Annotated in this window: 18 protein-coding genes; 6 read left to right on the top strand and 12 right to left on the bottom strand. The window is 73.8% G+C overall.

The annotated features are described in order from the left end of the window. Nucleotides 1-344: 344 nt before the first annotated feature. The gene (locus ABZ719_RS28885; protein WP_366728107.1) at nt 345-1352 is read right to left on the bottom strand and encodes a stage II sporulation protein M; all 1008 of its coding nucleotides are present in this window, start codon (nt 1350-1352) and stop codon (nt 345-347) included. Nucleotides 1353-1484: 132 nt separating this feature from the next. Here ABZ719_RS28885 and ABZ719_RS28880 point away from each other — a divergent pair, with 132 nt between their 5' ends. Further along, the gene (locus ABZ719_RS28880) at nt 1485-2492 is read left to right on the top strand and encodes an RDD family protein (protein ID WP_366728106.1); all 1008 of its coding nucleotides are present in this window, start codon (nt 1485-1487) and stop codon (nt 2490-2492) included. A gap of 4 nt (nt 2493-2496) precedes the next feature. Here the strand turns inward: ABZ719_RS28880 and ABZ719_RS28875 are convergent, their stop codons facing one another. The 8 genes from ABZ719_RS28875 to ABZ719_RS28840 form a co-directional block, all read right to left on the bottom strand. Further along, complete coding sequence (locus ABZ719_RS28875) at nt 2497-3114, bottom strand: hypothetical protein (RefSeq protein ID WP_366728105.1); 618 nt, start codon at nt 3112-3114, stop codon at nt 2497-2499. Nucleotides 3115-3285: 171 nt separating this feature from the next. Further along, nucleotides 3286-4743 (bottom strand): adenosylhomocysteinase, encoded by a 1458-nt coding sequence (ahcY, locus tag ABZ719_RS28870; RefSeq protein ID WP_366728104.1) that lies wholly within the window; start codon nt 4741-4743, stop codon nt 3286-3288. A 255-nt stretch (nt 4744-4998) separates the two neighbouring features. Continuing rightward, the gene (locus ABZ719_RS28865; protein WP_366728103.1) at nt 4999-5982 is read right to left on the bottom strand and encodes a cation diffusion facilitator family transporter; all 984 of its coding nucleotides are present in this window, start codon (nt 5980-5982) and stop codon (nt 4999-5001) included. 221 nt (nt 5983-6203) lie between these two features. Further along, entirely contained in the window at nt 6204-7355 is a 1152-nt protein-coding gene (gene manA, locus ABZ719_RS28860) for a mannose-6-phosphate isomerase, class I (RefSeq protein ID WP_366728102.1), read from the bottom strand. A gap of 144 nt (nt 7356-7499) precedes the next feature. Further along, on the bottom strand, nt 7500-8627 hold the full coding sequence (locus tag ABZ719_RS28855; RefSeq protein WP_366728101.1) for an SIS domain-containing protein: 1128 nt from the start codon (nt 8625-8627) through the stop codon (nt 7500-7502). Nucleotides 8628-8989: 362 nt separating this feature from the next. Further along, nucleotides 8990-9160 carry a Trm112 family protein gene (locus ABZ719_RS28850; RefSeq protein ID WP_078936097.1) on the bottom strand — a complete coding sequence of 57 codons (171 nt, stop codon included), beginning with the start codon at nt 9158-9160 and terminating at the stop codon, nt 8990-8992. A gap of 193 nt (nt 9161-9353) precedes the next feature. Next, nucleotides 9354-10718, bottom strand: coding sequence for a phosphomannomutase/phosphoglucomutase (locus tag ABZ719_RS28845; RefSeq protein WP_366728100.1), 1365 nt, complete (start codon nt 10716-10718; stop codon nt 9354-9356). 190 nt (nt 10719-10908) lie between these two features. Next, complete coding sequence (locus ABZ719_RS28840) at nt 10909-11334, bottom strand: DUF3499 domain-containing protein (RefSeq protein ID WP_360976929.1); 426 nt, start codon at nt 11332-11334, stop codon at nt 10909-10911. A 294-nt stretch (nt 11335-11628) separates the two neighbouring features. Between ABZ719_RS28840 and ABZ719_RS28835 the strand changes: the two genes are divergently transcribed. Beyond that, nucleotides 11629-12078, top strand: a complete 450-nt coding sequence (locus ABZ719_RS28835; RefSeq protein ID WP_366728111.1) for a metallopeptidase family protein — start codon at nt 11629-11631, stop codon at nt 12076-12078. Between the two features lie 92 nt (nt 12079-12170). Here ABZ719_RS28835 and ABZ719_RS28830 read toward each other — a convergent pair whose 3' ends face one another. The 3 genes from ABZ719_RS28830 to ABZ719_RS28820 form a co-directional block, all read right to left on the bottom strand. Next, the gene (locus ABZ719_RS28830; RefSeq protein WP_366728099.1) at nt 12171-13691 is read right to left on the bottom strand and encodes a DUF5719 family protein; all 1521 of its coding nucleotides are present in this window, start codon (nt 13689-13691) and stop codon (nt 12171-12173) included. Next, on the bottom strand, nt 13688-17476 hold the full coding sequence (locus ABZ719_RS28825) for a glycosyltransferase (RefSeq protein WP_366728098.1): 3789 nt from the start codon (nt 17474-17476) through the stop codon (nt 13688-13690). The genes ABZ719_RS28830 and ABZ719_RS28825 overlap by 4 nt, the downstream gene beginning before the upstream one ends. Before the next feature lie 193 nt (nt 17477-17669). Beyond that, nucleotides 17670-17933, bottom strand: coding sequence for a WhiB family transcriptional regulator (locus tag ABZ719_RS28820; RefSeq protein ID WP_003975777.1), 264 nt, complete (start codon nt 17931-17933; stop codon nt 17670-17672). A gap of 744 nt (nt 17934-18677) precedes the next feature. On the opposite strand from ABZ719_RS28820, the gene ABZ719_RS28815 reads away from it, so the two are divergent. From ABZ719_RS28815 to ABZ719_RS28800, 4 genes are all read left to right on the top strand, one after another. Continuing rightward, entirely contained in the window at nt 18678-19253 is a 576-nt protein-coding gene (locus tag ABZ719_RS28815) for a cysteine dioxygenase family protein (protein WP_366728097.1), read from the top strand. 56 nt (nt 19254-19309) lie between these two features. After that, the gene (gene cofD, locus ABZ719_RS28810; protein ID WP_366728096.1) at nt 19310-20269 is read left to right on the top strand and encodes a 2-phospho-L-lactate transferase; all 960 of its coding nucleotides are present in this window, start codon (nt 19310-19312) and stop codon (nt 20267-20269) included. After that, nucleotides 20266-21606, top strand: a complete 1341-nt coding sequence (locus ABZ719_RS28805; RefSeq protein WP_366728095.1) for a coenzyme F420-0:L-glutamate ligase — start codon at nt 20266-20268, stop codon at nt 21604-21606. Before cofD ends, ABZ719_RS28805 begins: the two co-directional genes overlap by 4 nt. 99 nt (nt 21607-21705) lie before the next feature. Beyond that, nucleotides 21706-22731 carry a DNA-3-methyladenine glycosylase 2 family protein gene (locus tag ABZ719_RS28800; RefSeq protein WP_366728094.1) on the top strand — a complete coding sequence of 342 codons (1026 nt, stop codon included), beginning with the start codon at nt 21706-21708 and terminating at the stop codon, nt 22729-22731. Nucleotides 22732-23021 lie beyond the last annotated feature (290 nt).

Here is a 23021-nt window from a genome sequence, read left to right as displayed (position 1 = left end):
CGCTTCCCTTCGGTCTTGCGTTTCCGACTCTATCAGATCTTTCCGATCCGATTTCCTCGGTGCTTTCCAGGTTCCCGCTCCGCTTTCGCTTCGCGCTTCCCTTTCCGGCGGTTCCGACTTTATCAGAAGTTCTCAGCCGGTCTGACCGGACTTCGCTTTCCGATTCATCGGGGGCTTCTTCGGAATCGATATCGACTCCGGAAGCGATAGATGTTCACCGTCACCCATCTGGACGTGACATCCAGCTCCAGGCAACTGTTCGAATCTACCTCCCCACCCGCTCCGTGTCAACGGCTCCGGTGGGGCGAAGAGGAGACTAGCAGCTCAGCGGGCCGAAACGCACATCAGGCGGCCGTCGGCACGCTGGCGCTTCGCTCGGCCGGCGCCACGTCGCCCGTGCCGCCGGCGCGCACCGCACGGCCGCCCAGGACGTAGACGTACGTGAGAAAGGCCAGTTCGGCGGCGATTCCGATGGCGATACGGGCCCAGGTGGGAAGGCCGGAAGGGGTGACGAAGCCTTCGATGGCGCCGGAGACGAACAGGACGAGGGCCAGCCCGATGGCCATGCCCACGGCTGCCCGCCCCTCTTCCGCCAGGGCGGCGCGGCGCGTGCGCGGGCCGGGGTCGATGAGGGTCCAGCCGAGGCGCAGTCCCGTACCGGCGGCCACGAAGACCGCCGTCAGTTCGAGCAGGCCGTGCGGCAGGACCAGGCCGAGGAACGTGTCGAGCCGGCCAGCCGAGGACATCAGCCCGATGCCGACACCCAGGTTGAGCATGTTCTCGAAGAGGATCCAGAGGACGGGCAGCCCCAGGAAGACGCCCAGGACCAGGCACATGGCGGCGGCCTGGGCGTTGTTCGTCCACACCTGGGCGGCGAAGGCGGTCGCGGGGTGATCCGAGTAGTAGGTCTCGTACTCGCCACCGGGGCGGGTGAGCTGCCGTAGCTCACTGGGAGCCGCGATGGTCGCCTGGACCGCCGGGTGGGTGCCGATCCACCAGCCGAGGAGTGCGGCGACGACGGTGGAGAGCAGTGCCGTGGGCACCCACCAGTGACGCGCTCGGTAGACCGCCGCCGGGAAGCTCTCCAGCAGGAAGCGGGTGACGTCGCGCCACGAGGCCCGGCGGGTGCCGGTCACGGTCCCGCGCGCGCGGGCGACGAGCTGGCTGAGGCGGCCGGTGAGCAGCGGGTCGGGGGCGCTGGACCGGATCAGCGAGAGGTGGGTGGCCGCACGCTGGTAGAGGACGATCAGTTCGTCGGCCTCCGCACCGGTGAGGCGGCGTCGGCGGCCCAGCAGGACTTCCAGGCGGTCCCACTCGGCTCGGTGGGCGGAGACGAAGACGTCCAGGTCCATCGTGTCTGCCTGCTCCTCGGCTGGTCGGGCGGCTGTCCGTCGGACGTGTCAGCTTGTCCTACTGCGACGGGGCGGCCCTCAGCTTGGCAGACTGGCGGTCTCCGGGGGCAGGCCAGGGAAGGGTGGCGGGGCGTGAGTGAGCTGGTGACGGGTGAGGCGGTGGCGCTGGAGCTGCGTCCGGCGAGGCTGCCCAGCAGGGCGCTTGCCGTGCTGCTCGACCTCGTCGTGACCCTGACCGCCTATGTCGTGGTGAGCGTGGGACTGCTGGCCGCCACGGCCTCACTGGACGAGGCGGCCGGGGTCGCGGTGTCGATCGCCGCCTTCGTGCTCGTGCTGGTGGGCGGGCCGATCGCGGTCGAGACGCTCAGTCACGGGCGCTCCCTCGGAAAGCTCGCGTGTGGTCTGCGCGTCGTCCGGGACGACGGCGGGCCGATCCGGTTCCGGCATGCGCTGGTGCGGGGCGCGATCGGCGTGGTGGAGATCCTGATGACGTTCGGTGTCGTCGCCTGCATCGCTTCGCTGGTGTCGGCGCGGGGGCGGCGGCTGGGCGACGTGTTCGCGGGGACGCTCGTCGTACGGGAGCGGATTCCGGCCGGTCAGGCCGCCTTCGTACCGCCTCCGCCGCCGTGGCTGGCCGGACGGTTCTCGGCGCTGGACCTGTCGGCGGTGCCGGACGGGCTGTGGCTGGCGGTGCGCCAGTTCCTGACGCGGATGCAGCAGATGGATCCGGAGATCGCCTGGGGCATGGGGCAGCGCCTCGCCGGAGACCTCTCCGCCCGCACGGGGACTCCCGCGCCCGACGGGGTTCCGCCTGCGATGTATCTGGCGGCGGTGTTGCAGGAGCGGCAGGTCCGGGAGGCCCGGCGGGCCTTCGCCGCGCCTCCCGGTGACTCGTCCGCGGGCCTTCCGCCGGCCGCCCCCGCGTGGGACGGCTTCCCGGCGGACGGCTTCCCGGCGGACGGCTTCCCCGTGGGCGACTCCTCCCCGGCCGGCTTCCCTCCGGCAGTTTTGCCTTCGGCGCCGCAGCCGCAGGCACCGGTCGCGCCACAGGCACCGGTCGCACCGCCGTCGGGGGCCGGCCCGCGTCGGGACGCGGGCGCGGGTGAGCCGCCCGCCACGGGGTTCGTGCCTCCCGCGTGACCGGTCAGGGGGCGAAGACGGACGGGGGTGTCTGGAGGTCCTCCAGCTCGATGCCGGGAGCGGCCAGGACCACGTCGCCGGCCAGGTGCACGGTGTGCCGTTCTCCCGTGTCCAGGGCCGTGACCTGGTATTCGTCCACGGTCAGAGGGCCGTTGTCAGTGGCGTGTGCTTCTCTGTCCACCAGGGCCCAGGACTGGTCCACGGTGCGGGGGGCGAGGACCGGATCCGTGAAGGCGACGAGGCGTACGCGGGTGGCGGAGGCCGAGGGGGTGAGACGCAGGAGACGAGCGGTGGCGACGAGGAACGCGGGGGACGTCCCGGTGAAGGCGTGGGCGCGCACATTGCCTTCGGTGGCGTCGGTTCCGGTGGGGTCGGTGCGCACCCAGGTGACGCCGTCGAGGGCGGCGCCGCGCACCTGCCAGCCGCCCGCGTGGAGTTCGAGGCGGATCGGGCGGCCTAGTTCGTCGAGTGCGAGGTCGACCGAGCCGCGGTGATCGCCCGAGGGGGTGGTGACCTGGGAGACGTAGCGCCAGCCCGAAGGGCCCGGGGCGCACTGGAAGTGTTCTTCCGCGAGGGGGGTGTGATCGTGCGGATCGTGGAGCGAATAGCGGCCGCGGGGCATGGGGGTCCTGGGGCTTGACGGGCCGGGCCGGGCCGGTCGGCGGGCGGTCAACGGGGCAGGCCCCCGGCACGGGGGTGCGGGGGCCTGCCTCGGAGGGCCGGGGAACCGGTGGACCGGGCGAGCCGGGTGCGGCTCGCGGATCGGTCCTGGGGTCCGGTCCGTGGGGGTCGGTCAGTAGCGGTAGTGGTCCGCCTTGTACGGGCCGTCGACCTCGACACCGATGTACGCCGCCTGCTCCGGGCGCAGCCGGGTCAGCTTGACGCCGAGCGCGTCCAGGTGGAGGCGGGCGACCTTCTCGTCGAGGTGCTTGGGCAGCACGTAGACGCCGGTCGGGTACTCGTCGGGCTTGGTGAACAGCTCGATCTGGGCCAGGGTCTGGTCGGCGAAGGAGTTGGACATCACGAACGACGGGTGACCGGTGGCGTTGCCCAGGTTGAGCAGGCGGCCCTCGGACAGCACGATGATGACCTTGCCGTCCGGGAAGGTCCAGGTGTGGACCTGCGGCTTGACCTCGTCCTTGACGATGCCCGGGATCTTCGCCAGACCGGCCATGTCGATCTCGTTGTCGAAGTGGCCGATGTTGCCGACGATCGCCTGGTGCTTCATCTTCGCCATGTCGGAGGCGAGGATGATGTCCTTGTTGCCGGTGGTGGTGACGAAGATGTCGGCGGTCTCGACGACCTCGTCCAGGGTGGTCACCTGGTAGCCGTCCATCGCCGCCTGCAGGGCGCAGATCGGGTCGATCTCGGTGATGATCACGCGGGCGCCCTGGCCGCGCAGCGACTCCGCGCAGCCCTTGCCCACGTCGCCGTAGCCGCAGACGACGGCGGTCTTGCCGCCGATCAGGACGTCGGTGGCGCGGTTGATGCCGTCGACGAGGGAGTGCCGGCAGCCGTACTTGTTGTCGAACTTCGATTTCGTCACGGCGTCGTTGACGTTGATCGCCGGGAAGAGGAGGGTGCCCTCGCGCTGCATCTCGTACAGCCGGTGCACACCGGTGGTGGTCTCCTCCGTCACGCCGCGGATCTCGGAGGACAGCTGGGTCCACTTCTGGGGGTTCTCGCCCAGGGTGCGGGTCAGCAGCTGGAGGATGACGCGGTGCTCGTCGGACTCGGCGGTGTCGACCGAGGGGACCTTGCCGTCCTTCTCGTACTCGACGCCCTTGTGGACCAGGAGGGTGGCGTCACCGCCGTCGTCCAGGATCATGTTCGGGCCGCCGGTGGCGGCGTCGGGCCAGGTCAGCGCCTGCTCCGTGCACCACCAGTACTCCTCCAGGCTCTCGCCCTTCCAGGCGAAGACCGGAACGCCCTGGGGGTTCTCCGGGGTGCCGTGCGGGCCGACCGCGATGGCGGCGGCGGCGTGGTCCTGGGTGGAGAAGATGTTGCACGACGCCCAGCGGACGCGGGCGCCCAGCGCCACCAGGGTCTCGATCAGCACGGCCGTCTGCACGGTCATGTGCAGGGAGCCGGTGATACGGGCGCCCTTCAGGGGCTGCGTCTCGGCGTACTCCTTGCGGATCGCCATCAGGCCGGGCATCTCGTGCTCGGCGAGGGTGATCTCCTTGCGGCCGAACTCGGCCAGGGACAGGTCGGCGACCTTGAAGTCCTGTCGGCTGTCGACAGTCGTCATTACGGGCTGCTCCTCGGGATCGGGTCGAGGTGGGTACGGCTGACCTGCGCGGCGGCGGACACAGGAGTGCCCGAGGAGGACACAGGCATGCCCGCGTGCGCGCAGCGCAGTCCGTCGGAGGCCCTCTCTCCCTCGGCCGGCCCGTCCTCGGGCCGCCCGACCGCCATCAGCAGCGACGTCTGGCTCCGTCCCAAGCTACACCGCGGATGCGGGCGGCCCCAGTCCGCCTCCGCACGGACCGGGCCGTTCGTGGGGTCAGTGTCCGCCGCCGGTGTGGGGGTTCGGGCCGCCCGGGGTGGCCTCCGGGTCCGGGCCCTTGGCGGCCTCGGCCTCGCTGTAGATGTCGGGTTCGAGGTAGATGACGCGGGCGATGGGGACGGCGGTGCGGATGCGGGCCTCGGCGGCGTCGATGGCGGCGGCGACCTCCGTGGCGGTGTCGTCGTGCCGCACGGCGATCTTGGCGGCGACGAGCAGTTCCTCGGGGCCGAGGTGGAGGGTGCGCATGTGGATGATCCCGGTGACGGTGGCGCCGTCGACGGTGGCGGACTTGATCGCCTCGACGACGTCGGCGCCGGCGGACTCACCCAGCAGCAGGGACTTGGTCTCGGCGGCCAGCACGAGGGCGATCAGGACGAGCAGCACACCGATGCAGACGGTGCCGATGCCGTCCCAGACGCCGTTGCCGGTGAGCAGGGAGAGTCCGACACCGCCGAGGGCGAGGACGAGACCGATCAGGGCGCCGAAGTCCTCCAGGAGGACGACGGGCAGCTCGGGTGCCTTGGCGCGGCGGATGAACTGCGCCCAGGAGAGCGTGCCGCGCAGTTCGCTGGACTCCTTGACGGCGGTGCGGAAGGAGAAGCCCTCGGCGCAGATCGCGAAGGCGAGGACGGCCACCGGCCAGTACCAGTTCTCCAGCTCGTGCGGGTGGCTGATCTTCTCGTAGCCCTCGTAGATGGCGAACATGCCGCCGATGGAGAACAGCACGATGGAGACGAGGAAGGCGTAGATGTAGCGCTCGCGGCCGTAGCCGAAGGGGTGCTGTTCGGTCGCCTCGCGCTGGGCCTTCTTGCCGCCGATCAGCAGCAGGAACTGGTTGCCCGAGTCGGCGACCGAGTGCACGCCCTCGGCGAGCATCGACGAGGAGCCGCTGAAGGCGAAGGCCACGAACTTCGATACCGCGATCGCGAGGTTGGCGCCGAGTGCCGCCACGATCGCCCTGGTGCCGCCTGACGCGCTCATGTTGTCCGGGGTGTCCCTTCGCCTTCGTATCGCCTTCGTACGCGTTCGCGCACAGAGCGTGTGCGCGAGCGCGGGGGTGCCGCACGGGGCAGTGCGTACCCGCGCACGCGTCCGTTGTGCCGTACGCGTCCGCCCCGGGCCCGGGCCTTTGCCCGCCCTTTGCCGGTGGGCCATTGTTGCAGCCCCGTCCGGCAGGGGGGCGGGCGGTCAGGTGGCGCGGGTCACACGACGACGGTGGCCCGGAAGACGGTGCCCGCCCCGAGGACCTCGGTCTTCTCGCCGGCCGGGACGAACACGGACTGCCCGGGGGTGAGTTCCTGCTCGCCGGCCCGGACGGATCCTGCGGTGCAGAGCAGGATCTGCGGGGTGCGCAGGGTGAGGTCGTGGGCCGGGGCGCCCTCGGGCAGGACGTACCGGGAGAGCCGGAACTCGTCGATGGGGGTCTCGTAGACCTCTTCGCCGTCCGGCGCGGCCTCGGGGCGCAGCACACCGGCGTCACGCGCCTCGAAGCGGACGACGCGCAGGAGTTCGGGGACGTCGACGTGCTTGGGGGTCAGGCCGCAGCGCAGGACGTTGTCGGAGTTGGCCATGATCTCCACGCCCAGCCCGCTGAGGTAGGCGTGCGGGATGCCGGCGCCGAGGAAGAGGGCCTCGCCGGGCTGGAGGCGGACGTGGTTGAGGAGCATCGCGGCCAGGACGCCCGGGTCGCCGGGGTAGTGGTGGGCGATGCCCGCGTACGGGGCGTGGTCGCCGCCGAGGCGGGCGCAGGCGGCCGCGGCCTCGCCGACCGTGTGGGCCATCTCCTCGGGGCCGGCGGTGAGGAGCGCGGTGAGCACCTCGCGCAGGGCCGCTTCCTCGGGGCGGGCGCGCAGCAGGTCGACGTAGGGCTCGAGGGAGTCCACGCCGAGGGCGGCGAGCAGGTCCGCGGCCTCGTCGGGGGCGCGGAAGCCGCACAGGCCGTCGAACTCGGTGAGCGCGCAGATCAGTTCCGGCTTGTGGTTGGCGTCCTTGTAGTTGCGGTGCGGGGCGTCGACGGGGACGCCGCGGCGCTCCTCGTCGGCGTAGCCCTCCTTGGCCTGGCTCAGGTCGGGGTGGACCTGGAGGGACAGGGGTGCCCCGGCGGCGAGGATCTTGAGCAGGAAGGGCAGGCGGGGGCCGAACTTCGCGACGGCCTCGGCGCCCAGTTCGCGCTCCGGGTCGGTGTCGATGACCTCGGCGAGGGTGCCGCGTGCGGTGCGCGAGGGCGCGCCCGGGTGGGCGCCCATCCACATCTCCGCCTGCGGTTCGCCGCTCGGTTCTACGCCGAGGAGGTGCGGGATGGCGGTGGTGGAACCCCAGGCGTAGGGGCGGATGGTGTTGTCCAGGCGGTCCATGCGCTTCTCTCTGCAGTTCTGGTCAGGGCACCGCACCCCGTCGTACGGCGATCCGGGCGTCCAGGTCGGTTCGGGTCGTGTGGGAGGCCGGGCGGGCCGCGCCGGGGGGCTCGGTTGCGTCGTCCCGGCCCGGCTCGTCCGGTGTCAGGCCCTGGAGGCGAGCGCCAGGTAGACGGCGGCGAAGTCCGTGACGGCGATGAGTTCCGCGAGGCTCTCGATCTCGCCGCCGGGCTCCGGTTCCAGCTCGCTGATCGGCGTGTCGTGGCTGAGGGCCAGTTCACGGGCTGCGGGGGCGGCGGTGAGGCCGCCGAGCGGGCGGTCGCGCAGGAGCACCACGCGCGCGTGCAGGGCGGGCGGCTCGTCGACGCGGTCGCGGAAGAAGTCGTCGGGGTCGGCGCTGGCGGCCAGCGGACCGGCGAGCAGGGCGTTGTGCGCGGCGAGTGCCTCGGGGAGTTCGGCGACGGCGGCGGGAATGCCGGACAGCTCGGCGAGTCCGGCGGCGAACCGGCGTCCCGCGGGGCCGGCGGCGGCTCCCTCGGTCCAGATCACCGGCAGGGAGTCGGCGAGTTCCGCGGCGAGGGTCTTGGCCGGGTTGCTGTACGTGACGATGGCGGGCCCGCAGCGCTCGGCGATCTGGTCGAGCCGGTCGGCGGCTGCCTCCAGGGCGTCGGGCGGGGCGGTGAGCAGGCCGACGCGGTCCAGGAGCGCGAGCAGCGGGGTCAGCAGCGCCCACAGCACGCCGGGGGCGGATCCGGCGAGGGGCTCGTCGTGGTCGTAGGGGGCTGTCGCCATGGGGACGAACAGGCCGTGGGCGCCCGCGACGGACTCGGCGAGGGGGGTGCCGGCCGGGGCCACGGCGACGACGGTGCAGCCGCGGCGGTAGGCCTGTTCGGCGAGCAGGGCGAGGCTCGGTTCGGTGCCGTCGGGGGTGGCGATGAGCAGCAGGTCGACGGAGCCGGCCCAGCCGGGCAGTTCCCAGCGCAGGGCGCCGGACGCGGAGGCGACGCCGGTCGGGGCCAGCCGGGTGACGGGGCTGCCCGCGCCGGCGAGCGTGCCGAGGAGGTCGGCGGCGTGGGTGGCGGCGGCGCCGGGACCCGCGATCAGCACGGCGCGGGGGCGGCCGTCGGGTTTCAGGCCGCCCACGCCCGCCTCGGCGGCGTGCCGGGCGGCGGTGCGGACGCGGGCGCCGGCCTCGGCCGCGCCGCGGAGCAGTCCGCGGTGGTCGGCGGCGGCGAGGGCTTCCGGGGCGTCGAGCAGCGATTCGTCGAGCATGGGCGGCAGCCTCCGATCGGGTGCCGAACGCCGGGCCTCGGGGCGTCGGAACGTCGGGTGGTCGGGACGGCGGGCGTCTGGACTGCGGGCGTGGGGTCTGCGGGCGTGGGGTCTGCGGGGGCGGTGGTGGCTGGGGGTGCGGGCCGGGGCCCGGCGGTGGCCGGCGGGCGGGCCGCCGCACGGTGGGACGTTCGGCCTCCCGTCGCCGGGTCTTCGGTGGCTGGGCTCGCGTACCCGGGGTTCGGGTACCTGGGCATCAAGTACCCGGACTTCGGGTGTCGGAGCTTCGCGGGCCTGCCCGGCGTGCCGGGTGCTGCCCCGGACGGACTCCGCGCCGCCGGGCGGCGGGCCGGCCGGGTGCGTCAGGCGGGGCGGCGGGCCTCGTCGACGAGCAGGACGGGGATGCCGTCGCGGACCGGGTAGGCCAGGCCGCAGTCCTGACCGGTGCAGATCAGCTCGGTGTCCTGCTCCTCGAGGGGAGCGTGGCAGGCCGGGCAGGCGAGGATCTCCAGGAGGCCGGCTTCGAGCGGCATGGGGGTTCCCTTCGGGACGCGGGGTGCGTGTGTGGTGGTACGGACCGATGGGGCTGTCCGGACCGTCTGTGGTTGTAGGACGTGCCTGGTCAGCGTACCGCCGGTCGGGGCCCCGGCGGCGGGCCGGTCAGGGCCTGTCCGAGCCCTCGGCGGAGCGCTCCCCGGGCCGGCTCCGGCGCGACCGGACGGGTCCTCAGCCGCGGATGATCGCCAGGACCTCGTCGCGCACCTTGGCCATCGTCGCCGGCTCGCGCGCCTCCGCGTTGAGCCGCAGCAGCGGTTCGGTGTTGGAGGGGCGCACGTTGAACCACCAGTCGGCGGCGGAGACCGTGAGGCCGTCGAGTTCGTCGAGGGTGACGTCGTCGCGGCCGGCGTAGGCGGTCCTGAGCGCGGTGAGGCGGGCGGCCTGGTCGGCGACCGTGGAGTTGATCTCGCCGGAGCCGGTGTAGCGGTCGTACTGGGCGACCAGGGCCGACAGGGGGCCGTCCTGGCCGCCGAGCGCCGCGAGGACGTGCAGGGCGGCCAGCATGCCCGTGTCGGCGTTCCAGAAGTCCTTGAAGTAGTAGTGCGCGGAGTGCTCGCCGCCGAAGATCGCGCCGGTCCTCGCCATCTCGGCCTTGATGAAGGAGTGGCCGACGCGGGTGCGCACCGGCGTGCCGCCGTTCTCCCGCACCACCTCGGGGACGGACCAGGAGGTGATGAGGTTGTGGATGATCACGCCGTGGCCGCCGTGCCGGGCCAGTTCGCGGGCGGCGACCAGGGCGGTGATCGCGGACGGGGAGACCGGCTCGCCCTGTTCGTCGACCACGAAGCAGCGGTCGGCGTCACCGTCGAAGGCGAGGCCGAGGTCGGCGCCCTCCGCGCGGACCCGCTCGCGCAGGTCGACGAGGTTGGCCGGGTCGAGCGGGTTGGCCTCGTGGTTGGGGAAGGTGCCGTCCAGTTCGAAGTACATCGGGACGAGGTCGACGGGCAGGCCGGTCAGGACCGTGGGCACGGTGTGGCCGCCCATGCCGTTGCCCGCGTCGACGACGACCTTCAGGGGGCGGATGGAGGTCACGTCCACGAGCGAGCGCAGGTGCGCCGCGTAGTCCTCCAGCGTGTCGCGCGGCGTGACGGTTCCCGTGCGCGCGGCCGGTTCGGGGGCGCCCGACGCCCGCCAGCGCTCTGCCAGTTCGCGGATCTCGGCCAGTCCCGTGTCCTGGCCGACGGGGGCGGCGCCCGCACGGCACATCTTGATCCCGTTGTACCGGGCCGGGTTGTGCGAGGCCGTGAACATCGCGCCGGGCAGGTGGAGTGCGCCGGAGGCGTAGTACAGCTGGTCCGTGGAGCAGAGGCCGATCTCGGTGACGTCGACGCCGCGCCGTGCCGCTCCGCGTGCGAAGGCGCGGGCCAGGCCGGGTGACGAGGGCCGCATGTCGTGCCCGGTCACGAGGGCGTCCGCCCCGGTCACCTCGGCGAACGCCGCGCCGAACAGCTCGGCGAGCGACTCGTCCCACTGGTCCGGGACCACCCCGCGCACGTCGTACGCCTTGACGATCTGCGACAGATCAGCAGCCACGGCCAACCCTTCTGAAGTCCCAATCGGTCCCCACAAACTACCCGTCCCGGGCAGCGCGGCCGACGCACGAGCGGGACGGGGGACGCGCGCCGCCCGGGGCGGCACACGGCGCCGGGGCGCGGAGCGCGCGAGGACACAGGGGGACGGCGGGGGGTGCCGGACCCGACTCGGGCCGTGGCGAACGGTTTTGTCAGTTGTCCGGTGAACGCAGGACACGCAGATGGCCGCGGCGCGCGACCTCCATCGGGTCGGCCCCGCGGGCGCCACCGCCGCCGGCCTCGGCCGCGCGCTCCTGCGGGCGGGCCGCCTCGCGCACGGCGTTGGCGAGCGCCTCCAGGTCGTCGCCGCTGGGCCGGGCGGGGGCCGAACCGTCGAGGAGCCGGACGACCTCCCAGCCGCGTGGGGCGGTGAGGCGCTCGGAGTGCTCGGCGCACAGGTCGTAGCAGTGCGGCTCGGCATAGGTGGCGAGCGGGCCGAGGACGGCGGTCGAGTCGGCGTAGACGTACGTCAGCGTCGCTACGGCGGGACGGCCGCAAGCGGTGCGCGAACAGCGACGTACAGGGCTCACGACGTTGGACGGTACCGCACTCTTGAGCGGGCCGCGACGACTCTCCACCAGGTCACTCCCCCGTGTCGTGCTGTGAATCACCCCACACATCCCTTCGAGCACACCTTACTGACCTGCGCAGACAGCGTTCGCCGGGATCTGGAACACCCCTTACTCCGGTCACGATTGGGTACAAAAACCGTCAATTGCCTTGAGATCGGCGGTCTCGGAGAGATACGGAATCGAGTCCGAGCTTGGCCGGAACCGGCATCAAGTGACCGGTCCCCGCGGGGGCGGCACGGCGGCGGGCACGGCGTCCGCAACGAGGCGCGCGAGGGGGCCGGGGACTACCCTTCACCAGTGATGGACAACCGTGTACCGCCCCGTGCCGCAGGCCCCGGGCCCCGCCGACGTGATCGCCACGGCCGGGGCATGCGCGGCCCGATCGCACCGCCGCAGGTGCCGCTCGCCGCGAGCCGCGCCGAGGTGTTCGCGGACCTGGTGCAGGACTCCGTGGACCGTCTGGAGCGGCGGTGGCCGCAGCTGGCCGACGTCGACTTCGTCGTGCTGGAGGTGCCGCGGCCGGCCGGGTCCGGGCAGACCTGGAGCGACGAGCCGGTGCCGCTCGGCGACACGGTGCCCGCGGAGGAGGGGCGGCGGGCGCGGGTCGTGGTCTACCGGCGGCCGGTGGAGATCCGCAGCAAGGGCCGCGACGAGCGGGCCGCGCTGGTGCACGAGATCGTGGTCGAGCAGGTGGCCGAACTGCTGGGCCTGACACCGGAGACGGTGGATCCCCGTTACGGGGAGGACTGAGCGGCCTGGGCGGCCTGGGCGGCTTCCTGGTGGGCCTCCGCCCGGCCCGGAGCGGGACCCGGCCCCTGCGCCGCTCCCGCCGCGGTCGGCGGTCACTTCTCCTGGAGCACCGAGATGTCCTCGTCGGCGTGCGGGACCGACACCGTCCCCCGGTCGTCCGGGAGGGTCTGGATCGTGAAGCCGGGGGTGTCCTCCACCGACGCGGTGAGCATACGGGCGCCGTAGACCGGGCCGCCGGACAGGCACTCCACCGTGAGGGCGTAACCGCCCTTCAGGCCGGACGGGAGGGGCGGGGCGATGTCCTGGGTGGTGCCCGCCTTGACCGTGTACGTCCGCGACGCCTGCGTGCCGCCCTCGGTACCCGCCGACGCGGTGACCTTGACCTGCGCGGTGGCGGTGGGGGCGGTCAGCGACAGGGTCGAGCCCTTCGCGCTGTTGTCGGCGGACGTCGCCCGTGCCCCGACCGGGGCGGCCGCCGGGATGAACGCCGTCTCCCGCTTGCTTCCCTTGCCCCTGGTCACCCGCAGCGCGGCGACCACCGGCACGGGTGACGAGGCCTGGGTGAGCACCAGCGAGCCGGCCTCCCCGCGCGTGAGGTCACCCAGGTCGACGGCGGTCGTCGTGCCGCCCTTCACGTGCACGGTCTCGTGCCCCGCGGGGGTGATCAGCCCGGTCGGCGAGGCCAGTCTCACCTTCAGGTCGGTGTCGGCGTCGGCGGCCGTGAAGGCGATCAGCCGCACGGAGGTGGCGTCCTTGGGGATGCCCGGCAGCACCAGAGTGTCCGCCGGGTCCGCGGCGGCCGCCAGCCAGTCCCCGCCGTCCTTGTCGTCGAGTGCCTGCACCGCCGCGCCGACCCTGCCGCTGCGCACGCTCACGTGCACCGTGAGGTCCTCCTGCGGTGTGTCGCCGAGCGTGGACAGCAGGACGGGTTCGCTGGAGTGCGGGGCGACGGTGATGCCCTCCCCCGCGGTCGACTTCACGGCGCCGTCCTTGCCGTACAGCTCGATGTCCACGACGGCGGCGGAGTCGTCCGGGTTGGTCAGGTGGACGTAGTCCGAGCGGCCGGAGGCGGTGCTCGCGCCGGGGAACCAGAACTCGGTGTCCGGAGCCGTGCAGTCCACACCCAGCAGGCCGCGTCCGGCGCCCGCCGCGACCTCGGTGGTCTGCTGCATGGTCCAGCCGGGCGCGAACTTGCCCTCGGCGGTACCGATCAGCGCGGGCGTGTCCCCGCCCGAGGTGTCCCCGGTGACCGGCGTACCGGGCGCCTTGGGCTGCAGCGCGGGCCGGTCGGCCTTCTTGCCGCCGTCCTTGCCCTTCCCCTTGCCCGCGCTGTCGCCGGTGGCGGAGTCGGACTCCTCGGTGGCGGACCGGAGTTCGGCCTTGCCGCCGCTGCCCGTCCCCGCGGTCACCGGCGTGAAGGACGTGTACGAGGTGTCGGCTATGTCGGAGCTGCTCGGCGCCGGGCAGACCAGAGTGGTGCGCTCGACCGGCAGCCGCGCTGCGGCCTTCGCGGTGCCGGCGCCCGCCGCGTCCGGGCTCTCCAGCGCGGCGAATCCGGTGACGGCGGCGAGCGCGGCCACACCGGCGATCAGGGACAGGGTCGTGCGGTTCACTGCTGGCTCCCGTCGGGGCGCTCACTGCCGTTGCCGTGCGGGTGGTGCTGCGCGGGGTCGTACGGCTGCTCCTCGTACCCCTGGTGGTAGGTCTGGCCGTAGGAGTCGGCCGGGACCTGGCCGCCGCCGTACGCGTACGGGTCGTAGGGACCGCTCTGGTAAGGGTCGGCCTGGCCGCCCTGGTACGCCTGGTCGTACGTGCCCGCCGGGTACTGCTGGGGCGGGGCGGCCGCCTGGTACTGCTGGTCGCCGTAGGCGCCGTAGCCGGTCTCCGCTCCGGTGCCCGCGTAGGCGGTGGCGTCCCACTCGCCGTAGGACTGCTGGTGCGGTACGGCGGCCGGGGCGGGCTGCGGGACCGGCGGCACGCCGCCCGGCTCCTGCGGCGGGGCCTGCCGGTCCTGCTCGTCGGTCTCGGACCCGGCCTCCGCCTGGGCGCGCAGCCTGCGGGCCCGGCGGCCCTCGCCGGTCACGGCCTGCGCGGGCACGGGCTGCTCCTCGGGCAGGTCGTCGTCGACGTCGCGGCGGCGGCCGGGCAGGGCGAGCACCACCAGGACGACGGCGAGGGCGCCCTGGACCCACAGCCAGGCGGTGCGGGCGAGCGGGGCGTCGAAGGTGACGTCGAGTTTGCCGCCGGAGGCGGGGAGCTGGAAGCCCTGGGCCCAGCCGTCGACGGTGGTGCGGGTGAGCGGCTTGCCGTCCAGGGTGGCGGTCCAGCCCGCGGCGGCGGAGTCGGCCAGCCGCAGCACGCGGCCCGCGGAGCCCGACGGGACGGTGGTGTGGATCTCGACCGGGCCGGCGGCGACGGGCTGCGCGGCGGCGGTGCCCGAGCCGGCGGCGCCGCCCTTTGCGGCGGCGTCCGGAGCGGGCAGGATGGCGGCGCGGGAGACCTCCTGGTTCACCCGCCACAGGGCGCTGCCGTCCTGCTGGCTGAGCCGGGAGAGGCCGGGGGTGGCGTCCAGCACGCGGCTGATCTCGCGGGGCGCGCCCTTGTGGACGAGGACGTAGCGCACGGCGAAGCCGCCGAGCTGGCCGGCCTGGTCGGCGCCGGAGCCCGCGACCAGGTTGGCGACGACCTTGTCGAGTCTGCTGTTGCCGCCGTCGGCCGCCAGTTCGGCGTCGCCCATGCGGACGCCGGAGCCGCGGACGAGCATGTAGCCGACGTGGGCCGGGGAGTCGCTGGCGAGGACCAGGGTGCGCGCCTGGTCACGGGTGCTGCTCTCCTCGGCGACGAAGGCGGGCACCTGGACCGCGTCGCGCCGCTCCAGCGGGCCGTCGGCGCCGCGGATCATCCAGCCCGCGACGACGAGCAGCGGGCCGGCGGCCGAGGCGAAGGCGATCAGCGCGGCCACCGGCTGACGCCAGCCGAAGCTCTGTTCGGCCACGCGCGCGCGTGCCCCGTCCGCGCCGAGCAGGGCCGCGGTCAGCAGGGCCAGGCCGTAGACGAGGGTGGCGGGGCCGGCCCAGGCGGAGCCGTTGGACAGGACGGCGAAGACCAGCGCCACCAGGGCGACCGCCCAGGCTGCCCAGACGGCGAACTGGCGCTGCGCACGCAGCAGGGCGGCGAGCGCGGCCAGCACGATGCCGATGAGCATCAGCCCGTGCACCGTGCCGGGGCCGCCCGGGGTGGCGCCGAGCAGGTCCAGGGCGGAGGCCGCCGAGGAGCCGTACTCGAGACCGGCCTCCTGGAAGAAGCCGGACGGCAGCAGCGTCAGCGACCAGGGGGCGAGCAGCAGCAGCGGGGTGAGCAACTGGGCCAGGAAGCGGGGCAGGTGGGCCACCAGGTCGCGGCGGCGCACGGCCAGCACGGCGATGCCGAGGACGAGCGCGATGGGCCAGACGATGGGGGTGAAGGCGGTGGTGACGGTCAGCAGCAGGGCGTAGGCCCAGGTGGCGCGCCAGCTGCCGCGTGCGCCGGGGGGCGCGGTGAGGCCGCCGGCCGCGATGCCCGCCCGGGCGATCAGCGGCAGCAGGACGGCGAGCACGGCGGTGCCGATGCGGCCGCCGGCCAGGGCGCCGGTGGTCGCGGGCAGGAAGGCGTAGACGACGGCCGCCCAGGCGCGCAGCAGGCGCGAGGGGACGAGGGGGCGGGAGGCGAAGTACGCGGTGAATCCGGCCAGCGGCACCGACCCGATGAGCAGCACGGTGACGGCGAGGCCCGTGGAGCCGAGCAGCAGGGAGGCCAGCATCGCCACGAGCGCCAGGTAGGGCGGCGCGGACGGGGTGCCGCCGGCGCCGACGGGGTGCCAGGCGTCGAGGTAGCGCGACCACAGGTCGCCGGAGTCGGCGGGGGCGGGCAGCAGGGCGCCGCCCGCGAGCGCGCCGCCGCCGAGCAGGCTCCGGCAGGCGATCAGAGAGACGAGCAGGAGTACCAGGAAGAGCACCGGGCCCGGTTTGCGGGCGATGCGCTTGAGGCGGGCGAACTGCTCGATCTCCAGGTAGTCGGCGTCCTCTCCGCCGGGCCCCGACTCGACGGCGCCGCCGTGCCGGCCCGCGGCCGAGGCCTCGGGGTCGGAGCGGCCCACGAGGTTGCCCGCGACCTGTTCGACGGTGGCACGGACGGTGGCGCCGGGCGGCGGGAACAGGGCGCGCAGCTCGCCCTTGTCGATGTGGGAGGCGCCGCGCGCGCGCCGGCCGGCGATGATCCGCTCGGGGCGCAGCAGGGTGCCGGCCAGGCCGCGGATCTCGTCGAGGGCCTGTCCCGGGACCTTGCCGACGAGGTAGGCGACGGTGCGCAGCACGGTGCCCAGGACGATGCGGGCGAGCACCCAGGGCAGCGCCGCCGTGCGGGTGTTGACGAGCAGGGTGTAGACGGCGCCGGCCTTGTCGACCTTGTGCGGGGAGGCCGCCGTGCGGCCCACGCAGTCGACGGTGCGGCGCTCGCGGGAGGCAGCCTCGGCGTGTCGTACGACGGCGTCGGGGGCGATGAGGACGCGGTGGCCTGCGGCGTGGGCGCGCCAGCACAGGTCGACGTCGTCGCGCATCAGGGGCAGCCTGCGGTCGAATCCGCCGAGCTGTTCGAAGATGTCACGCCGGATCAGCATTCCGGCGGTGGACACCGACAGGACCGGCCGGACGTGGTCGTGCTGTCCCTGGTCCTGTTCGCGGCGGTCCAGGCCGGTCCAGCGGCGGCCGGAGTTGGCGATGCTGACGCCGACTTCGAGGAGTTGGCGGCGGTCGTACCAGCCGCGGAGCTTGGGGCCGACGACGGCCACGTCGTCGCGGCCGAGTTCGTACTCGTTGTCGACGACCCGCAACAACTGGGCGAGGGCGTCGGGTTCGGGGGCGCAGTCGTCGTGCAGCAGCCAGAGCCACCGCACCGGTTCTCCGTGCGGCAGGTCGGGCAGGTCGTAGGCGTCGTCGCGCCAGGTGCGGCCGACGGGGTCCCAGCCGCTGGGGCGCTTGAGGTAGGGCAGTTCGTCCGGGGTGAGGTACGGGGCGGTGCGGGTGGCCTCTTCGACGGCCTGGCCGAAGCCGGTACGGCGGGCGAGGTGGAGCACGCGGTCGTCACCGAGGGCTTCGCCGAGCACTTGAGCGGAGGTGTCCGCACTGCCCGTGTCGGCCGCGACGGCGTACTGCACCGGGCGTTCCTGGCCGAGGAGCCCGGCGAGGGCGTCGGGCAGCCAGCGGGCGCCGTCATGGGAGACGAGGACGGCGGTCACGACGTGCCGCGGGAACTCCGGCGGGCGCTCGGGATCGGACTGCGCGGGGGCGAACGGCATGGCGCGCGGGGGGTCCGACGGCGCTGCGGCGTCGTAGTGGGCTGCCGTACGGCTGTGCACGGACATCGAGATACACGGCCCCGGTTCGGTGGATGCGGTGGACGCCTGTGCCCCTCGGGCAGCGGGGCGTCTCGGACGAGCGACCACACTACTGGCTGGCCATGACGGCGGCCCGCCGCCTGTGGATAACCCACCTGCGACGGGCCGTTCGTGAGGATTGTGCGGGGAGGTGCGGTGCCCGGCGGGCGGACGGGCGGCGTCAGACCGCGGCCTTCTTCAGGCGGCGCCGCTCCCTCTCGGACAGGCCGCCCCAGATGCCGAAGCGTTCGTCGTTGGCGAGGGCGTACTCGAGGCATTCGGAGCGGACCTCGCACGCGAGACAGACCTTCTTGGCCTCGCGGGTGGAGCCGCCCTTCTCGGGGAAGAAGGACTCGGGGTCGGTCTGGGCGCACAGCGCGCGCTCCTGCCAGCCGAGTTCCTCGTCCGCGTCGTCGACCAGCAGTTGCTGCACCAGCTCGGTCATGTGCGCCCCTCGTCTGTCTTTCGCGTCCCCGTGATGTAGCCGTTACCGATACCGGCTGAACGACACGAGTGAAATTACAAGTGTGCTGCTCCGGGCGAGTCAAGCCGAGATCTGCTATTGAGCCCCTTATTCACTCTGCGGAACCAAGGCCATGCGGAAAGTGTTCAAATCGGCATAAACCTTGACACACAGCGAGGGGCCCGAAGACCTCCCGCCCCGCGCGGGCCCCCGCCGGAGCCCACAGAAGGAAGGACGCCCAGGCCTTCGATCCCGTTCCGGATCGCCCCCCGAAGCGAACCGGATCACATTCGGATCACGGGATCGCAACGGGGCTTGCGCGCCCGGCATGTGCGCCATGTGTCCCGGACTCCCGCTGAGCAAACCTTTCACCTGCGAGATGAACCGGATGAGGTGAAACATGTCCCACATTCCGGGCACCGAGTTGACAGCGTTGGTGTGAACCGGTGTCCTGGTGGGCATGCTCGCGAACTCGGTACTCACCTCGACCCGCACCGCCGGGTCCCACGGTGCTGCCCGCGCTCGCTGTAGCTGTCGCTGCTGCGGCTGTTGAGCCCCGCGCCCCCGGGCGCCCGCTCCAGTCGCCGTCCGGGCCCCTGCACGGCCCGGCACCCCGCCCCTCCCAGCGGATCACCGGACTGCCCCGGCCCTGCCGATGCCTCCGGCCCCGGTCTCCGCCCCCTCCCCCGGTCTTCTCCGACCCCCTCCGAGGAACCACCGCACCTCATGAACAGCGACAGCGACCTCCAGATCGCCGGCGACCTCCTCGAGGTCCCCCACCTCCTCCAGGCCCCACGCGAGCACCCGGTCACCGTGGCCGAGTTCGTCGGGCTGGCCAGGTCCATCGCGGCCGACCGCGCCCAGTGGGAGCACCTCGTCCGCTACGACGCGACGACCCGCTGGTACCACCGGCTGCGCGCCGTCCCCGGGGCGCACGGCGCCGCCCGGCCGGGACAGCCCGCCACCGGCTACGAGGTGTGGCTGCTGTCCTGGGTGCCCGGACAGGGCACCGGACCGCACGACCACGGCCGCTCCTCCGGCGTCCTGACCGTCCTGGACGGCACCCTGACCGAGCGCACCCGGAAGGGCACGCGCGCGCTGCGCGCCGGTCAACAGCACGTCTTCGCACCGGGGTACGCGCACGACGTCACCAACGACGCGCTCGAACCCGCCGTCAGCCTGCACGTCTACTTCCCGGGACTGACCGAGATGCCCATGCACTCCGCGCACCCGGCGCACAGCGCCGCCCGGTGCGCCGCCGCCCCCGCCGGCCGGGAAGCGGCGGACGCCGCCGACGCGTGACGCCTTCCGCGCCCACCGCGTCCCCCGCTGTCGTACCCGCCTGCCAGACTTGCCCCATGCGCATTGTGGTTCTGGCAGGCGGCATCGGTGGTGCCCGGTTCCTGCGCGGTCTGAAGCGGGCCGTGCCGGACGCGGACGTCACGGTCATCGGCAACACCGGCGACGACATCCACCTCTTCGGGCTGAGGGTCTGCCCGGATCTCGACACGGTGATGTACACGCTCGGTGGCGGCATCAACGAGGAACAGGGCTGGGGCCGGGCGGAGGAGACCTTCCACCTCAAGGAGGAACTCGCGGCCTACGGCGTCGGGCCGGAGTGGTTCGGGCTCGGTGACCGGGACTTCGCCACACACATCGTGCGGACCCAGATGCTGGGCGCGGGCTATCCGCTCAGCGCGGTGACCGAGGCCCTGTGCGACCGGTGGAAGCCCGGCGTGCGGCTGATCCCCATGTCCGACGACCGGGTGGAGACGCACGTCGCGGTGGAGATCGACGGCGAGCGCAAGGCGGTCCACTTCCAGGAGTACTGGGTGCGGCTGCGGGCGTCGGTCCCGGCCGAGGCGGTCGTGCCGGTCGGCGCCGAGCAGGCCAAGCCCGCTCCGGGTGTCCTGGAGGCGATCGCCGAGGCGGACGTGATCCTCTTCCCGCCGTCCAACCCCGTCGTCTCCGTCGGCACCATCCTCGCCGTCCCCGGCATCCGGGAGGCCATCGCCGACGCCGGGGTGCCGGTGGTCGGCCTGTCCCCCATCGTCGGGGACGCGCCCGTGCGCGGGATGGCCGACAAGGTCCTCGCCGCCGTCGGTGTGGAGTCCACCGCCGCGGCGGTCGCCGAGCACTACGGTTCGGGGCTGCTCGACGGCTGGCTCGTCGACACCGTCGACGCGGGCGCGGTCGAGGAGATCGAGACGGCCGGGATCCGCTGCCGCGCGGTGCCGCTGATGATGACCGACGTCGAGGCCACCGCGCAGATGGCGCGGGAGGCGCTGGCGCTCGCCGAGGAGGTGCGGGGAGCATGAGCGCGACGCCGCCCGCGGACGGCCCCGGGGGTGCGGCGGCGCCCGCCTTCCGGGTGTGGGCCGTGCCCGGGATCCCCGAGGTGGCCCCGGGGGACGACCTGGCCAAGCTGATCGCCGCCGCCGAGCCCGCCCTGGCCGACGGGGACGTGCTCCTGGTCACCTCGAAGATCGTCTCCAAGGCGGAGGGACGCGTCGTCGAGGCCGCCGACCGGGAGGCCGCGATCGACGCCGAGACCGTCCGGGTCGTGGCGCGCCGCGGACTCCTGCGCATCGTGGAGAACCGCCAGGGCCTCGTCATGGCGGCAGCGGGGGTGGACGCCTCCAACACCCCCTCGGGCACGGTGCTGCTGCTGCCCGAGGACCCGGACGCCTCCGCGCGCTCGATCCGCGACGGCCTGCGCGCCGCCCTCGGGGTCGATGTCGCGGTCGTCGTCACCGACACCTTCGGCCGCCCCTGGCGGGCCGGGCTCACGGACGTCGCCATCGGCGCCGCCGGCCTGCGCGTCCTGGACGACCTGCGCGGCGGCACCGACGCCCACGGCAACCCGCTCAGTGCCACCGTCGTCGCCACCGCCGACGAACTGGCCGCCGCCGGGGACCTGGTCAAGGGCAAGGCCGCCGGACTGCCCGTCGCCGTGGTGCGCGGCCTGGGGCACACGCTCGTGGCGGACGGCGACGGCCCGGGCGCGCGCGCCCTGGTGCGCGAGGCGCGCGACGACATGTTCCGGCTGGGCACCTCCGAGGCCGTACGGGAGGCGGTGACCCAGCGGCGTACCGTGCGGTCCTTCACCGACGAGCCCGTCGACCCCGGTGCGGTACGGCGTGCGGTGGCCGCGGCGGTGACCGCGCCCGCACCGCACCACACCACGCCGTGGCGGTTCGTGCTGCTGGAGTCCGAGGGGACGCGGACCCGGCTGCTGGACGCGATGCGCGACGCCTGGATCGCCGACCTGCGGCGGGACGGCAAGAGCGAGGAGTCGATCGCCAAGCGGGTGCGCCGCGGGGACGTCCTGCGCCGGGCCCCGTACCTGGTGGTCCCGTGCCTGGTCATGGACGGCTCGCACACCTACGGCGACGCGCGGCGCGACGGTGCCGAGCGGGAGATGTTCGTGGTCGCCGCCGGCGCCGGCGTGCAGAACTTGCTGGTCGCCCTGGCCGGGGAGCGCCTCGGCTCGGCATGGGTGTCCTCGACGATGTTCTGCCGGGACGTGGTGCGCGAGGTGCTGGAGCTGCCCGCGGACTGGGACCCGATGGGCGCGGTGGCGGTCGGGCACCCGGCCGAGCGGCCGAAGCCCCGCGCGGAGCGCGACGCCGGGACGTTCATCGAGGTGCGGTGAGGCGGCGGGCGGTGAGCCGGTGTGCGGTGAGGCGTCCCGTCCGGCGCCGCTGACCGTTTAGGCTCTTGGCGCACCACCGGCGACCCTGGGATCTGATTCGTGGCAGGACGCTTCGCCCCGCGACCGCGGCCCGCGCGCACCACCGTGCGCGGCGGCCATGCCGGCGCGCCCACCGCGGCGGCCCGCGCCGGGGCCGTGCCGCACCAGGCGGCCGCCCCCGCGCGGGTACGGACCTGGGTGCCGGACGGGCCGCTGGACCTGGGGCTGGTGCTCGGGCCGCTGCGGCGCGGTCCGGGCGATCCCACGTTCCGCGCGATGCCCGACGGATCCGTGTGGCGGGCCAGCCGTACCCCGGCGGGACCGGGAACGCTCCGGGTGTCCGCGGACGGCGGCGAGGTGTGCGGGCAGGCCTGGGGGCCGGGCGCCGAATGGCTGCTGGAGCGGTTGCCCGAACTGCTCGGAGCGGCCGACGACCCGTCGGAGTTCGTGCCCCGGCACCGGCTGCTCGCGCTGACCCGGCACCGCCGGCCGGGGCTGCGGCTGACGCGGACCGGACTGGTGCTGGAGTCGCTGATCCCGTCGGTCCTGGAACAGAAGGTCACGACGGTCGAGGCGTACGCGGCGTGGCGGACGCTGGTGCGCACGTACGGGGAACCGGCGCCCGGACCTGTGCCCGTACAGATGTACGTGATGCCCGAGCCGCGTACCTGGGCGCTGATCCCCTCGTGGGACTGGCACCGCGCCGGCGTCGACGACAAGCGGGCGTCGACGGTGCTGCGGGCGGTGCGGGTGGCCGCGCGGCTGGAGGAGGCGCTGCGGATGCCCGCGGAGGCGGCGCGGGAACGGCTGGAGGTCGTACCGGGGATCGGACCGTGGACGTCGGCGGAGACCGTGCAGCGCAGTCATGGCGCGGCGGACGCGGTGACGGTCGGGGATCTGCACCTGCCGGGGATCGTGGGCTTCGCACTGGCCGGGGACCGCGAGACCGACGACGCCCAGATGCTGCGGCTGCTGGAGCCCTACGCCGGGCAGCGGCACCGGGCTGCCCGGCTGATCCTGCTGAGCGGGCGGGTGCCGCCGCGGCGCGCCCCCCGGATGCCGGTGCGGGACATGGGGCGCTTGTGAGACACGGTCCCGGCTTCGGCCTTCGGCCCGGCTCGGCTCGGCCGACACGATCCGTCGAGGCCGGTGGGCCCGCAGGCACCACTGAGGTCACTCGGCCCCCGGCCCGGCTCAGCCCGCTCCACCTGCTGAAGCGCCTGCGCCCCTGACCGGCCGCCCACTCGGTTCACCCGGCCGCTGAGCCCACTCCGCTCCCTGAGCCTTCTGGCGCGCTGAGGCCGCCCGACCCGCTCAGCCGGCTCGGCTCGCTCAGCCCACGCACCCCCTGGGCCGACCGGGCCCGGAGCCCCTCG

It is taken from the genome of Streptomyces sp. NPDC006743, from assembly GCF_040703815.1.
In the GTDB taxonomy this organism is placed as follows: domain Bacteria; phylum Actinomycetota; class Actinomycetes; order Streptomycetales; family Streptomycetaceae; genus Streptomyces.
Note: the sequence above shows the minus strand (reverse complement) of the source record. Positions and strands in the feature narration are given on the sequence as shown.

What these genes read in the sequence shown, in the direction of transcription:
- ABZ719_RS28885 (WP_366728107.1), bottom strand. Translation starts at nt 1,352, where the DNA reads ATGGACCTGGACGTCTTCGTCTCCGCCCACCGAGCCGAGTGGGACCGC.
- ABZ719_RS28875 (WP_366728105.1), bottom strand. Translation starts at nt 3,114, where the DNA reads ATGCCCCGCGGCCGCTATTCGCTCCACGATCCGCACGATCACACCCCC.
- ahcY (WP_366728104.1), bottom strand. Translation starts at nt 4,743, where the DNA reads ATGACGACTGTCGACAGCCGACAGGACTTCAAGGTCGCCGACCTGTCC.
- ABZ719_RS28865 (WP_366728103.1), bottom strand. Translation starts at nt 5,982, where the DNA reads ATGAGCGCGTCAGGCGGCACCAGGGCGATCGTGGCGGCACTCGGCGCC.
- manA (WP_366728102.1), bottom strand. Translation starts at nt 7,355, where the DNA reads ATGGACCGCCTGGACAACACCATCCGCCCCTACGCCTGGGGTTCCACC.
- ABZ719_RS28855 (WP_366728101.1), bottom strand. Translation starts at nt 8,627, where the DNA reads ATGCTCGACGAATCGCTGCTCGACGCCCCGGAAGCCCTCGCCGCCGCC.
- ABZ719_RS28850 (WP_078936097.1), bottom strand. Translation starts at nt 9,160, where the DNA reads ATGCCGCTCGAAGCCGGCCTCCTGGAGATCCTCGCCTGCCCGGCCTGC.
- ABZ719_RS28835 (WP_366728111.1), top strand. Translation starts at nt 11,629, where the DNA reads ATGGACAACCGTGTACCGCCCCGTGCCGCAGGCCCCGGGCCCCGCCGA.
- ABZ719_RS28825 (WP_366728098.1), bottom strand. Translation starts at nt 17,476, where the DNA reads ATGTCCGTGCACAGCCGTACGGCAGCCCACTACGACGCCGCAGCGCCG.
- ABZ719_RS28820 (WP_003975777.1), bottom strand. Translation starts at nt 17,933, where the DNA reads ATGACCGAGCTGGTGCAGCAACTGCTGGTCGACGACGCGGACGAGGAA.
- ABZ719_RS28815 (WP_366728097.1), top strand. Translation starts at nt 18,678, where the DNA reads ATGAACAGCGACAGCGACCTCCAGATCGCCGGCGACCTCCTCGAGGTC.
- cofD (WP_366728096.1), top strand. Translation starts at nt 19,310, where the DNA reads ATGCGCATTGTGGTTCTGGCAGGCGGCATCGGTGGTGCCCGGTTCCTG.
- ABZ719_RS28805 (WP_366728095.1), top strand. Translation starts at nt 20,266, where the DNA reads ATGAGCGCGACGCCGCCCGCGGACGGCCCCGGGGGTGCGGCGGCGCCC.